We start from the raw sequence: 12,405 nt of genomic DNA, 5'->3' as shown, positions 1-12,405 counted from the left end.
ACCGGCGGCGGTCGCGGAGAAAGCCTCAGCCCGGTACGGCGGTGCGGCCCTCGCGGCGGGAGCGGTCGGCGGCCTCCGGCACGGCGACCACCTCGCGGCCGGACCGCGCGTCGCAGGGGTCGGGCACGCCCTCCCGGGCGCCGGTCAGCAGCCGGTCGACGGCCGTGGTGAACGCCTCCACCGCCGTGGTCCCGCAGCCGGGCGCGATCCCACGCGGCCGTCCGGGCGCGTCGTCGGCCACCGGCGGTACGCCGCTCACCTGCTTGGACGTGGGCGGATGCCGGTGGGCGGGGGCGGTGACAATCTGGGGCCGACGGCCCCACCGCAGTCCGGCACGGCCGCGCCCCCTCACCGTAGGAGGACCTTTCCGTGGCCAGCCCGACCCGCCGCCCGAGCCGCACGACACCGGGGCCTGCGACACGGCCTTCCCCGGGCCGCCGCCGCGTCGCGCCGCGCGTGGTCGCGGCGCTGCTGCTGTGCTGCGGGGTGGTCCCGGCGTGTGCCTCCTCCTCCGAGCACGCCTCCCCTCCGCGGAAGCCAGCGGCGCCGCACCACTCGGCCGGGGTGCGGTCCGCGGCCGGGAAGGCGGCGCGGGCGCGTCTGCTGCCGGGCATGCCGCCGCCGCTCGACCCGCACGACCTGTACGCGGCGGACCGGCCGGGCGCGTTGTCGCGGGCGGTGAAGGGCTTTCCGTCGCGGGTGTACGTGCCCAACACGCTGTCGGACACGGTGAGCGTGATCGACCCGAAGACGTACAAGGTGGTGCGCACCGTCCGGGTCGGCCACCAGCCGCAGCACGTGGTGCCCTCATGGGATCTGAAGACCCTGTGGGTCAACAACGACCTCGGCAACAGCCTCACCCCGATCGATCCCGCGACCGGCCGGGTGGGCCGCCCGGTGGACGTCCACGATCCGTACAACCTCTACTTCACCCCGGACGGCAAGCATGCCGTGGTGATGGCCTCCAAGGACCGGGCGCTGGTGTTCCGGGACGCGCACACCATGCGGGTGGTGAAGTCGGTCCCGGTGACGTGCTTCGGTGTCAACCACGCGGACTTCTCCCCCGACGGGCGCTACTTCATCGTCAGTTGCGAGTTCTCGGGACAGCTGCTGAAGGTGGACACGGCCCGGATGAAGGTGGTGGCCGAGCAGCGGCTGCCGCTCGCGGGGGCCATGCCGCAGGACGTCAAGATCTCGCCGGACGGGAAGACCTGGTACGTCGCCGACATGGTGGCGAACGGGGTGTGGGTGCTGAACGGGGACACCTTCGGCCGCCCCCGGCTGCTGCCCACCGGCAAGGGCACCCATGGCCTCTACGTCAGCCGGGACTCCCGCACCCTCTACATCTCCAACCGCGGCGAGGGCACGATCTCCCTGCTGTCCTTCAGGACCGGCAAGCTCACCGGCCGCTGGCGGCTGCCCGGCATCACCAGCCCCGACATGGGCGGGGTGTCCTCCGACGGCAAGGTGCTGTGGCTCTCGGGCCGCTACAACGGCGAGGTGTACGCGATCGACACCCGCACCGGGCGGCTCCGCGCGCGGATCCCGGTGGGCGGCGGTCCGCACGGACTCGCCGTCTATCCACAGCCGGGCCGCTACTCCCTCGGCCACACCGGCATCTTCCGCTGAGCCCGGCAAAGTCGCCCGGCGCCCGGTGCACAGCCCGCCTGTACAGACCGTGATACACATGTACGTGTGGAGTACACGCATCAGTCCGGCTCGCCGGAAATCCCGGACACCGAGGTCACCGAGGTCACCGAGGCCCGCGAGGAGGTCGCGGAGGCGCTGGAGCGGCTGGCGCTTCTCGCGGTGCGTCATCTGACCACCCGGGACATCAGCTTCACCGCCGCCTCCACGCTCGGCCGCCTGGACCGGGAGGGGCCGGCCCGGCTCACCGCACTCGCCGCCGACGAGGGCGTCAGCCAGCCCTCGATGACCCAGCTGATCCAGCGGCTGGAGCGGCAGGACCTGGTGACCCGGGTCGACGATCCGCGCGACGGGCGCGTGGTGCTCGTGGCCGTCACCGACGGCGGGCGCGCCCTGCTCGCCGAACGGCGCCGCGACCGCACCGCCCGGCTGGCCGGACTGCTCGCCACCCTGCCGCCCGAGGACGAACAGGCACTCGCCACCGCCGTCCGTGCCGCCGCCCCCGCCCTCCAGCGGCTGGCGACAGGCGCGCGGCGGACAGCGGGCCACCGGGGGCTTCCGCTCCCTTAAGCGGAAACGCGGCGGTCAGATGCGCCAGGAGCGGATGCGGCCCGCCGCGTCGAAGACGTCCGCCTTGCTGGACAGGATGTCGCGGACCAGGTCGATCAGCGCGCCGTAGGGCGGGTCGATGCCCTCGCCGGACGCGTGCATATAGGCCACGGCGGTCGCGCTGGCGAAGCGCGCGTTGCTCGCCGGGAGCGGCCTGAGCATGGCGAGCGTGTGCAGCAGCGCCGCGGCCCGCCACGCCGGGTCGGGATCGACGCCCAGGCGCGGCGGGTCGACGCGGTGGCGGGCCACGGCGGCGACCAGCCCCGAGAAGTCGGAGATGGCCGGCTGTTCGGGCAGGACCTCCTCATGGCGCTGGAGCAGCCACGGGACGTCGATATGAAGCGGCGGCATCGTCAGGCGGCCTGTCCGCGGTGTTCGTCCTCCGGGAACGCGTCCGCGAAGGCGTCCGCGTTGTCCGCGAAGAAGCGGCGGAAGACCTCGGCGCCTTCCTGCAGAGCGCGGTGGCGGGCGATGTCGGCGACGGTCGCCTCGCGGACGAGGGCCTTCATCGTCGTCCCGCGTTCCTTGGCGATCTGGCGGAGGTCCTCAAGTTCCCGATCGCTGAATTCCACGTTGAGTGCTGACATGCGAAATACCCTACTCGGCCGGTACCCCGACAGCAATCGCCGCAGCTCACATGATGTTTTTGTAGGTACTTGACAACCGTTGGGGAGTGTCCGCGCTGGGCGGCCGGGCACCGTCGCGGTCCACTCGTACGAACGGCTCGCGCACCTCATGGCTCGTCAGGGCGCGGTACGCGGCGGGGCGCCGGAACGCGTTGCCCCAGGTTTCGTGGCGCCGGTGGTCGCGGAGCGCGTCGAGGTCGAAGACCGCCGGGTAGACCCCCTCGGCCTCACCCGCCTCGATCACGAGCATGTCCCGGGAGCGCCCGTCGGCGAAGGAGATGCCGTCGAAGGCGATGGAGTGCCCCCAGCCGGGGCCCGCGTAGTTGGCCATGGCCAGGGCGGTCATGTTCTCGTACGCGCGGGCCCGGAACTGGCCGAGCCGGTTGATCTCCAGATCGCAGGCGTTCGGGGTGAGGATGAGTTCCGCTCCGGCGAGCATCAGGGCGCGGGCGCTCTCCGGGAACTCCCGGTCGTAGCAGATCATCGCCCCCGTCATGACCTCGCCCGCCGCGGTGTCCAGGGCGCACACCTCGAAGCCCTCCCCCGGGGTGAGGACGGCCTCGGACACGTCGAAGGCGCAGGTGTGCACCTTGGCGTAGGTGAGGGCGAGGCGGCCGTGGCGGTCGATGAGGGAGACGGTGTTGCGCGGCGGCCCGTCCCACCTCTCCAGATAGGTGAGCGCGATGGCCATGTCGAGCTCGGCCGCCAGCTCGCGGAAGTGGGCCACGAAGGGCCCGTCGCGGGTGATCGCCTCGTCGCCCCATATGGCCTCGTGCGCGGGCAGCGGCGGTGCGGGTGGCGCGCCGTCCCACCGCCGGGGGTGGCGGTAGACGTCGTCGACGGGCAGGTCGGCGGCGGCCGGGCGGTAGCCGCTGCTCCACATCTCGGGGAAGAGCGCGATGTCCGCGCCGAGGACCTTGGCCCGGCGGCAGGCGGCGTCACCGATGGCGAGGTTCGCCCGCGGGTCGCGGCCGGGAGGGGCGAGCTGGAGCAGGGCGACGGTCAGGATGGTCATGGCTGTTTTCTCCTTCGTCGGCTGTGGGAACGGAGGCGAAGGAGTGGCCGGTGGGCCCCGGGCGCGGGGCGGGCGTCACAGCATGCCCGCCAGGTTACCCGGCGCCGGGGCCGCCCGCGAGGGGCCGACAGGGCGACGGAACGGTTTTCGGCCGGTGCGGGTACGGTGAGCCGCATCACAGGAGATCGCGTGAGGAGAGCGTGACCATGGAGCAGCGGGTGTGCGGCCGGACCGGCCGCGAGGTCTCCGTCGTCGGGCTGGGGACCTGGCAGCTGGGCGCGGGCTGGGGCGATGTCAGCGAGGCGGACGCCCTGGCCGTACTGGAGGCGGCCGTCGAGTCGGGGGTGACGTTCTTCGACACCGCCGATGTGTACGGGGACGGGCGCAGCGAGCAGCTCATCGGGCGCTTTCTGCGGGACCGGCCGGACGCCGGGATCTTCGTGGCCACCAAGATGGGGCGGCGGGTGCCGCAGGTCGCGGAGGAGTACACGCTGGACAACTTCCGTGCGTGGACCGACCGTTCGCGTACCAATCTGGGCGTGGACACGCTCGATCTGGTGCAGTTGCACTGCCCGCCGTCCTCGGTGTACGCCACCGACGCGGTGTTCGACGCGCTGGACACGCTGGTGGACGAGGGGCGGGTGGCGGCGTACGGGGTCAGCGTGGAGACGTGTGAGGAGGCGCTGACGGCGATCGCCCGGCCGGGAACGGCGAGTGTGCAGATCATCCTCAACCCGTTCCGGCTGAAGCCGCTGGAGAGGGTGGTTCCGGCGGCCGCGGAGGCCGGGGTGGGAATCATCGCGCGGGTGCCGCTGGCGTCCGGTCTGCTGTCGGGCAGGTACACCAAGGACACGCTGTTCGCCGACGACGACCACCGCGCCTACAACCGGCACGGCGAGATGTTCGACCAGGGCGAGACCTTCTCGGGAGTGGACTTCGAGGAGGGTGTCGAGGCGGCGGTGGAGTTCGGGAAGCTGGCGCCGGAGGGCGCCACGCCCGCACAGACGGCGCTGCGGTGGATCGTCCAGCAGCCGGGGGTCACCTCGGTCATCCCCGGCGCGCGCTCCCCCGAGCAGGCGCGGGCGAACGCGGCGGCGGCGGCGCTGCCGCCGCTGCCACGGCCCACCCTGGACGCCATCGGCGAGCTGTACGACCGGCGGATCCGTGCGCAGGTGCACCACCGCTGGTGACGAGGCGCCGCCAGGGCCTCAGAAGCCGCTGTCCGCCGCCCATCGGGTCAGTTCCCGCTGGGCGGCGGCGCGCAGTTCCGCCGAGGGGACTGCGGTGCCGTCGGCGACGAGGGCGTAGTGCAGGGTGCCGGTGTCTTCGGGCGCGGAGAGCACCAGACGGCGGGCGTCGGCGCCGCCGGGCTCGGCCGCGGTGGCGATGGGGTGGTCGGCGGTGTGCCCCTGGGCGGTGTACGCGGGCGGGCCGGTGACGGTGCCCAGGTCGGAGACGACGGTGGTGGTGGCGGGGTCGAAGTCGCGGGGCAGGTGCAGTTCGGTGGGGGCGTCGGTGCGGCCGTCGGAGCGCCACACCAGCAGGCCGTAGCGGCCGGAGCCGGTGAGTCGCGCGACGCCCGGGAGTGAGCTGGGGACGCGGTCCCAGCTGAGGGTGGTACCGCCGTCGCGTGAGCGGTCCTCGAAGGTGAACGCGAGCGTGCGGCCCGCCACGGCACGCGGGTAGAGGCGGTCGAGCAGCCGGGCGTCCTGGCGCAGCCGGGCGTTGCCGGAGTCGTCGAGGCGTACGGCGGAGAGGTCCTCGTCGTTCCAGGCGTCGCCTTCGGTGAGGATCTTCGCGGTGTTGCCGTTCATCGCCTCGTGGTGGCGGCCGTTGTAGAGGTCCCACTGCCACTGGGTGGAGGAGAGGGCGGGGCCGGAGGCGGCGGGCCTGGTCCACCAGGTGGCGCCGGGGAGGCGGGAGTCCAGCGCCTGGTACATGCCTTTGAGGACGGTGGGTGCCTTGTCGGAGGTGAAGCCGGTGAGCGGATGGCCGAACTCGCTCATGACGGCCGGGACGCCCAGGGCGGTGGCGCGGTCGCGGACGGCGCCGAAGTCGGTCGAGTACTGGCCGTCGGCGGCCTTGCCGGGCATGAAGATGCCGGAGATGGCCTTCTGGTCGTAGTAGTGGGTGTTGAAGACGTAGCGGGAGCCGGGCTTCCCCGCGTCGAGCAGCCCGCCCTCCTGGCGCTGGAAGTCCAGGTTGGAGTTCCAGAACATGTTGGGCTCCACGAAGGCGGGTTTGTCCCGCCAGCCCGCGGCGTCCATGCGCGCGCGGAACTTCTCGTAGAACGGCCACAGCACGTTCTTCTCCCAGGTGCGGCTCTTCTCGCCGTCGTCGTAGACGCCCGCGTAGGGCTCGTTGAGCGGGTCGAATCCGGTGACGCGGGCGAACGCGTCGACGGAGAGGTGCTGGGCGAGGTAGGACATGGTCTTCTCGGCGGTGGCGAGGAAGGCGTCCTGGACGCGCACGGTCCCGGCGCTGGTGGTCAGCGCGCGGTTGTGCCAGAAGTCGCGGGTGGCCTTCATGACGGCCTGGTTCTGGGTGATGTTCTGGCCCCAGTGGGCGCAGAGGCCGCAGGACTCCTTGCCGTAGCCGCCCGCGTCGACGACCCATTTCGGGGCGCCGTCGCCGCTGTACCAGCTGTCCTTGTCGAAGAGGTGGCCGGAGTAGAGGTCCTGGTGGAAGTCGGGGAAGACGCGGATTCCGGCATCGAGGAAGGCCCTCATCTGGGCGGTGGCCTGCTCCAGGTAGCCGGTGTCCACCTCGCCGGGCCGGGGTTCGGCGTGGGCCCAGGAGAGCAGGAAGCGGACCGAGTTCGCCCCGGTGAGGGTCCGCATCGCGGCGGCGGACTTCCGGGCGTCGGCGACATCGGCGAAGGGGAGACCGTCGTTCTCCTCCAGTTTGGTCTCGCCGGAGACGTTGAAGCCGCGGAGCACGACCTCGCGGCCGTGGCCGTCGGCGAACCGGGCCCCGTCCGTGGTCACCTCGTCCGCGGCCCGTCCGTCGAACCAGGGCGTCTCGGCGGCGGCCGCCGGGGTGCCCGGGGCCGCGACCGCGGCCACCAGCAGAACGGCCGCCCCGAGCAGCCCTGTACGACCCGCTCTGGGTCGGCCGTTCCGTAGCCTCGAAGTCGCGGTGCCTCGCGTCGCATGCGTCGCCATGGACACTACCGTCCAGTAGACATGAAGGATCGTCAACTAGTGGCGCACAGCGGATCGTTCGGCGTCCGCGACTGTCGCGGGGGTGTGGTTACCGCGAGAAACCGGCCCCCAGGGCCGCGCCCGCTTCCGGCGCGCCGAGCGTGTCGGGCCCGAAGGAGACGATGCCGTCGGTCGTGAGCCCGGCCGGCTTGCCGCGCAGCACCCAGGCGGCACCGCTGGTGGCGTGGGCGCCGTCCTCGTCGGGCGCACCGGCGGCGAGGTCCGCCGCACCGTCGCCGTTCGTGTCGGCGAGCCCCACCGCCGCGCCGAAGCGGTCGCCCGCCTCCGCGACGCCGGGGACCCCGGCGGTGTCCTGGGTGAACGCCTGGGCACCGGTGCCGGACAGCCCGCCCGAGCCGCCGTACAGCTGGACGACGCTGCCCGCGTCCTTCTGGCCGGCCTCCAGGTCCTCGTACGGGATGCCGACCGCGACATCCGCGTAGCCGTCGCCGTTGACGTCGTCGGCGCTGAGCGAGTAGCCGAACTGGTCGCCGTCCTCGTTGACGCCCGGCACCCCGGCGGTGTTCTGGTCGATGGTCTTGGTGCGGGTGGTGCTCGGCCCCGACGCGGTGCCGTAGAACACCTTGAGCGTGCCGTGGTCGGACGGCAGTTCCTCGACGACGTTGTCGGGGACGGTGCGCACGATCAGGTCGCCGTAGCCGTCCTTGTCGACATCACCGATGGCGGTGGTGGCGGCGTCGGTGAGCCTGGTGGGCGTCTTCCCGAGCCCGTCCGTGCCGCCCTTCCAGACGAAGGTGGCCTCGGACATCTCCTCGAAGGCGTGGGTACTGACCAGCTCGTCCTTGCCGTCGCCGTTGAGGTCGCCCGCGGTCAGGCTGGTCGGCCGGTCGATCTTGTCGGTGTTGACGGTGGCGCTGCCCGCCGCTTCGCCCGCGCGGTCGAACGGGCCGAACCGGACGCGCAGCCCGGTCCGCTCGTCGAAGTCCGAGCCCTTGTTGACGATGACCTGATCGACCAGGTCGGCGTGGCCGTCGCCGTTGAAGTCACCACCGGCGATGATGCTGGAGCCGAAGTTGTCGCCGTCGCCCTCGGGCAGCTGGGTGCCGCCGGTGAGTCCGTTCGCCGAGCCCCACAGGACGGTGACGGCCGGCCTGTCGCCGACCTCGATCGCCAGGTCGGTGTAGCCGTCGCCGTCCAGGTCGCGGGCGACCGTCCGGCTTCCGAAGTACGCCGAGGCGTCGGGGTCACCGGGAACGCCCGCGGTGGCCTGGCTGATGATCTGCCGGTGGGCGGTGTCCGCGCCCGAGGCCGATCCGTAGACGACGGCGACATAGCCGGCCTTGGCCTTGCCGTCCACGGTGCCGGCCGGCGCGGAGATGGCGAGGTCGGCGTAACCGTCCTTGTTGAAGTCGGCCCGCGGCGCGGAAGCCGCGGCGGTGGCGCGGGCCTCGGCGGCGCCCGCCGAGGGGGCGGCGAGTAAGGCGGGGGTGGTCACAAGCGCGACCACCGTGGCGCAGCGCGCGACGGTGGAAAGGGAACGGGGCCGCACATATCCTCCAGCTCGTTGGTGAGCGTTTACCTCATGTACACCCACCGAGACAGCTGGAGTTGCCAAAGGGTTGCGCACCCAAGGACAGGGAATCCACTAGGCCGTGTCTGTTGATTCGGTCTTCTGGTCAGCGGGCCACCCAGTCCGGTGCCCACGCGTCATGCGGGGTTCGCGGGCCCGCGGTGCGCAGGTGGTCGCGTAGCGCGGTCAGCGTTGGGTGCTGGTCTCCGCTGCGGAACAGCAGCACGTGCGGGTAGACCGGGGTCGGGTCGTGCAACGGGATGCGCCGTAGGTCGTGGGTCTGGGGCCACAGGTACCGGTCCCCGCTGCCGACGAGGGTGGCCAGCGAGGCCGAGTCGGCCAGAGCGTCCATCAGGGCCTCGTCACCGAAGTTGGGGCCGAGCGCGTCGATGCTCAGGCCGAAGGCCTCGGACAGTGCCTGGTAGAACGCCGCCCACTCCGTGCTCGGCCTGATCCCGGGGATCCAGATGCGGTGACCGCCCAGGTCCGCAGGACTGGCCCAGGGCACGTCAGCCAGCGGGTGGCCGGGCCCGACCAGGAGCTCCAGGGGTACGTCCAGAAGTCGTTCGGCGCTGATCCCGGCCGGGACCTGGTCTGCCGGCAGGGCACGGAAGGACGCGTCGACGGTCCCTTCGAGCACCGCCTGGACGGCCTGGGCGGCATTCTCGTTGCTCAGCGTGACCGCGTCCAGGTCCGTCTCGGGGTGGGAGCGGTAAAACCGATAGACGGCCTGGGCCGGGGAGATGCGCCGATTGAGGACATCGACGCGCAAGGGACGGCTTCCGGGGCGCACGGCCCGCTCGGCCTGCTCGATGACCGTCAGGACTTTCTTGGCGTGCGGCAAGAAGACCCGCCCGTCCAGGCTCAGCCGGGAGCCTCGGGACGTCCGCACCAGGAGCGTGACCTCGATGTGCCTCTCCAGGGCCGCAATCCGCTTGGAGACCGCCTGCTGGCTGATCCCCAGCTCGTCGGCCGCGCCCTGGAACTGGCCGGTCTCGGCGACGGCAACGAACGTCCGCAGTGCTTCAACATCCACGCTTCCACCCTACTTCCACAACCATTGGTTGTGTCTGGTGCGGTGCAGGGTTGTTTGATCAAGTGTTCTGCGCGGTGGTGAGATCAGCACATGTCTACCCGCACAGAGCAGGTCATGTATGTCCAGACGTCTGAGTTCGCGCGTCATGTGGAGCGGATCGTGGAGGTGACCGATGCGACGTCTCGACTGAACGTGCTTCCATTCAGCGACAGCGAAGGTCGCGCGGAACTACTTTCTGTTGTGTTCGGCGGCCCGCTGCCGGAGTCGGTGGTGATCTACCCGCCGTTCTTCACCGAGAACGGGCTGAACACGACGTTCGGGGAAAACGTCTTCGTCAACCAGGGATGTACCTTCATGGACAAGGGAGGCATCCGTATCGGGAACGGCGTCATGATCGCCCCTAAGGTCAGCCTCATCACCGGAGGCCATCCACTGCCCCTGGCCGAGCGCCGCGAGTACCTCTCCTTCGCCCCGATCGTCATCGAGGACGACGTCTGGATCGGGACGGCTGCCGTGATCACGCAAGGGGTGACCATCGGCGCCGGTGCGGTGGTCGCTGCCGGTGCGGTGGTCACTCATGATGTCCCTGGCGGCACCGCGGTCGCGGGAGTGCCCGCCCGGGTGATCAAGACGATTGACTGAGCCCGGCCGGGCCGCCGGCCCGGCGCCGCCGACGGGACCTGGGACCGCGTGCTCGGCGTCCTGCTCGCCCGCGCAGATGACGAGTTGATCGACTGACGGGTCGCGGTGGACTCCACCATCAGCCGGGCCCACCAGCACGCCACCAACACCCGCCGCCCCGAGGAGTGCCGGGCCGCAGCCCGAGGGCAGGGCCTCGACAGCCGCCGAGAGCCCGCTGGGCACGCGATCGGTCGTTCCCGCGGCGGGCTGACCACGAAGATCCATCACGCCGTGGACGGTCAAGGCAGACCGCTGGCCGTCGCCGTGACGCCCGGGCAGGCACACGACGGCCGGTCCCTGCCGTTGCCGCTGGGCGACCTGCGAGTCTCCAAGGCCGGAGCAGGCCGCCCGCGCACGACCCCGACCATGCTGCTCGGGGACAAGGCATACTCCTCTCGCGCGATCCGAGGGGTGCTCAAGGCCCGCGGGATCACCGCGGTCATCCCTGAACGGCGTGACCAGCAGGCGCACCGTCGCCACCGCGGTTCAGCAGGCGGGCGTCCGCCGAAGCTCGATCCGGTGGCCTACAAGAACCGCAACGTGGTCGAGCGGCCCTTCGCCCTGCTCAAGCAATGGCGGGGCCTGGCCACGAGATTCGACAAGCTCGCGATCGTCGACCGCTCGGCCGCAGTCCTCGCCACAGTGCTGGTCCGGGCGCACATGTAACGGACACGCCTTAGTCCGCTTGGTCCACGTAGCGCAGCACTCCCATCATGTGCCGCTCGTCCACCTCCTCCGGGCGGGTCGCGACGCAGTCGGTCAGCCGCTTGGTGAGGGTGTCGGCGTCGATGCCGGCGCCGATCATCACCAGTTGGGTGGTGCGGGGTTCCCCGCGCTCCCGGGGCACCGGCTGGAACCGGAGGTACGCGCCGACGGCGTGCAGTCCGTATGTGGACCGCGGGTCGTCGCCCGCGAAGTGGACGAAGCCCTTGAGGCGGTAGAGGCCCGCGGGCCGGGCGTCGAGGAATGCCATGAAGCGGCGCGGGTCCAGCGGCTCGGCCGAGGTGAATTCGACGCTCTGGTACGCGGCGTGGAGATGGCGGTCGTGGTCGTGGTCCTCGGCGCACACATCGGCGAACGACAGCTGCCGGAAGCGCTCTTCGGGAGTGTCCCGGGGCTCGTGGTCGAAGAGCAGCCCGGGGTCGACGCGGCCGTGCTCGGCGGTGAGGACGGGCAGCCCCGGGGCGATCTCGGCGACGGTTTCCAGGACGCGCCGCCGCTCGTCCTCCCCCACCCGGTCGGTCTTGTTGAGCACGATCAGGTCGGCGTCGCGCACATGGCGGTCCAGCTCGGGATGGCGGTCGCGGGTGCTCGCGAACTCCGCGGCGTCCACGACCTCCACCAGACCCCCGTAGCGAATGCGCTCATTGCCGCTGGACAGCAGCGTACGGATCATGCTCTGGGGTTCGGCCAGGCCGCTCGCCTCGATCACGATGATGTCGATGCGCAGCTCCGGGTCGGTGAGCCGGTCGAGCATCTCGTCCATTTCGGAGGCGTCCGCGGCGCAGCACAGACAGCCGTTCTCGATGGGGATCATCGAGTCGACCTGTCCGGCGACGGCCATGGCGTCGATGTTGATGCTGCCGAAGTCGTTGACGATGACCCCGATCCGGGTGTCCACGCTGTCGCGCATCAGATGGTTGAGCATCGTGGTTTTTCCGGAACCCAGGAAACCCGTGATGAGAAGGACCGGGATCCGTTGTGTGGCCAAGGTTCTGTCTCCGTGCGGCGGTGCGTGGGCGGTACGGGCGGGCCGTTCATGCTATCGGGACGGGCCGCCCGGATCATCCGGGGCGGATCTCGGCCATCGACGGGCGGGCTGATGCGCTGTCAGTTTCGGTGGCGCCGCCCCGCTTCGGTCATTACCAGGTCGCCATCAAGGCCACAAGGCGTACCTTTCCGCGCGGGCGCACTCTAGTGGGATCCTGGCCAACTTGCGCCCATCGCCCGTCTTCCATGCGCGCCGCACAGGTCCTTAAGCTCTCGAACAAGCGAGACGGCTGATCACCACATGCCACACGATGTGCTGGTGACCGGGTCGCCGGTGTCCTGATCCT

The 12,405-nt window shown here is 71.2% G+C and carries 12 protein-coding genes and 1 pseudogene; 5 read left to right on the top strand and 8 right to left on the bottom strand.

Going from position 1 to position 12,405, the window contains the following annotated elements:
• Window positions 1-25: 25 nt before the first annotated feature.
• Window positions 26-352 carry a hypothetical protein gene (locus tag ASC60_RS43070; protein WP_234357082.1) on the bottom strand — a complete coding sequence of 109 codons (327 nt, stop codon included), beginning with the start codon at window positions 350-352 and terminating at the stop codon, window positions 26-28.
• A gap of 17 nt (window positions 353-369) precedes the next feature.
• Here ASC60_RS43070 and ASC60_RS22815 point away from each other — a divergent pair, with 17 nt between their 5' ends.
• Window positions 370-1,629: a beta-propeller fold lactonase family protein gene (locus tag ASC60_RS22815; RefSeq protein WP_063787190.1), complete on the top strand. Its 1,260-nt coding sequence runs from the start codon at window positions 370-372 to the stop codon at window positions 1,627-1,629.
• Window positions 1,630-1,695: 66 nt separating this feature from the next.
• On the top strand, window positions 1,696-2,217 hold the full coding sequence (locus ASC60_RS22810) for a MarR family transcriptional regulator (RefSeq protein WP_079038549.1): 522 nt from the start codon (window positions 1,696-1,698) through the stop codon (window positions 2,215-2,217).
• A gap of 15 nt (window positions 2,218-2,232) precedes the next feature.
• Here the strand turns inward: ASC60_RS22810 and ASC60_RS22805 are convergent, their stop codons facing one another.
• From ASC60_RS22805 to ASC60_RS22795, 3 genes are read right to left on the bottom strand one after another with little or no spacing between them, the layout of a single operon-like run.
• Window positions 2,233-2,607, bottom strand: a complete 375-nt coding sequence (locus ASC60_RS22805) for a hypothetical protein (RefSeq protein ID WP_055553857.1) — start codon at window positions 2,605-2,607, stop codon at window positions 2,233-2,235.
• 2 nt (window positions 2,608-2,609) lie between these two features.
• Entirely contained in the window at window positions 2,610-2,843 is a 234-nt protein-coding gene (locus ASC60_RS22800) for a hypothetical protein (protein WP_055553855.1), read from the bottom strand.
• Window positions 2,844-2,889: 46 nt separating this feature from the next.
• Window positions 2,890-3,897 carry a carbon-nitrogen hydrolase family protein gene (locus ASC60_RS22795; RefSeq protein ID WP_055553853.1) on the bottom strand — a complete coding sequence of 336 codons (1,008 nt, stop codon included), beginning with the start codon at window positions 3,895-3,897 and terminating at the stop codon, window positions 2,890-2,892.
• A 206-nt stretch (window positions 3,898-4,103) separates the two neighbouring features.
• Between ASC60_RS22795 and ASC60_RS22790 the strand changes: the two genes are divergently transcribed.
• Window positions 4,104-5,087, top strand: coding sequence for an aldo/keto reductase (locus tag ASC60_RS22790; protein WP_055553851.1), 984 nt, complete (start codon window positions 4,104-4,106; stop codon window positions 5,085-5,087).
• Window positions 5,088-5,105: 18 nt separating this feature from the next.
• Here ASC60_RS22790 and ASC60_RS22785 read toward each other — a convergent pair whose 3' ends face one another.
• The 3 genes from ASC60_RS22785 to ASC60_RS22775 form a co-directional block, all read right to left on the bottom strand.
• Window positions 5,106-6,962, bottom strand: a complete 1,857-nt coding sequence (locus tag ASC60_RS22785; RefSeq protein ID WP_234357081.1) for a cellulase family glycosylhydrolase — start codon at window positions 6,960-6,962, stop codon at window positions 5,106-5,108.
• A 187-nt stretch (window positions 6,963-7,149) separates the two neighbouring features.
• The gene (locus ASC60_RS22780; RefSeq protein ID WP_234357080.1) at window positions 7,150-8,556 is read right to left on the bottom strand and encodes an FG-GAP and VCBS repeat-containing protein; all 1,407 of its coding nucleotides are present in this window, start codon (window positions 8,554-8,556) and stop codon (window positions 7,150-7,152) included.
• 181 nt (window positions 8,557-8,737) lie between these two features.
• On the bottom strand, window positions 8,738-9,667 hold the full coding sequence (locus ASC60_RS22775) for a LysR family transcriptional regulator (RefSeq protein WP_055553847.1): 930 nt from the start codon (window positions 9,665-9,667) through the stop codon (window positions 8,738-8,740).
• 114 nt (window positions 9,668-9,781) lie between these two features.
• Here ASC60_RS22775 and ASC60_RS22770 point away from each other — a divergent pair, with 114 nt between their 5' ends.
• Both ASC60_RS22770 and ASC60_RS22765 read left to right on the top strand, forming a co-directional pair.
• Window positions 9,782-10,309: a DapH/DapD/GlmU-related protein gene (locus tag ASC60_RS22770; RefSeq protein WP_055553995.1), complete on the top strand. Its 528-nt coding sequence runs from the start codon at window positions 9,782-9,784 to the stop codon at window positions 10,307-10,309.
• Window positions 10,310-10,324: 15 nt separating this feature from the next.
• Window positions 10,325-11,014, top strand: a pseudogene (locus ASC60_RS22765) (IS5 family transposase); the annotation flags it as partial.
• 10 nt (window positions 11,015-11,024) lie between these two features.
• Here ASC60_RS22765 and ASC60_RS22760 read toward each other — a convergent pair.
• Window positions 11,025-12,059 (bottom strand): GTP-binding protein, encoded by a 1,035-nt coding sequence (locus ASC60_RS22760; protein WP_055553845.1) that lies wholly within the window; start codon window positions 12,057-12,059, stop codon window positions 11,025-11,027.
• Between the last annotated feature and the right edge of the window lie 346 nt (window positions 12,060-12,405).

This window comes from Streptomyces sp. NBRC 110028 (assembly GCF_001417735.1).
Taxonomy (GTDB): domain Bacteria; phylum Actinomycetota; class Actinomycetes; order Streptomycetales; family Streptomycetaceae; genus Streptomyces.
Note: the sequence above shows the minus strand (reverse complement) of the source record. Positions and strands in the feature narration are given on the sequence as shown.

Coding starts and splice junctions, on each gene's coding strand:
- ASC60_RS22770 (WP_055553995.1), top strand. CDS start 9,782: ATGTATGTCCAGACGTCTGAGTTCGCGCGTCATGTGGAGCGGATCGTG.
- ASC60_RS22805 (WP_055553857.1), bottom strand. CDS start 2,607: ATGCCGCCGCTTCATATCGACGTCCCGTGGCTGCTCCAGCGCCATGAG.
- ASC60_RS22795 (WP_055553853.1), bottom strand. CDS start 3,897: ATGACCATCCTGACCGTCGCCCTGCTCCAGCTCGCCCCTCCCGGCCGC.
- ASC60_RS22790 (WP_055553851.1), top strand. CDS start 4,104: ATGGAGCAGCGGGTGTGCGGCCGGACCGGCCGCGAGGTCTCCGTCGTC.
- ASC60_RS22800 (WP_055553855.1), bottom strand. CDS start 2,843: ATGTCAGCACTCAACGTGGAATTCAGCGATCGGGAACTTGAGGACCTC.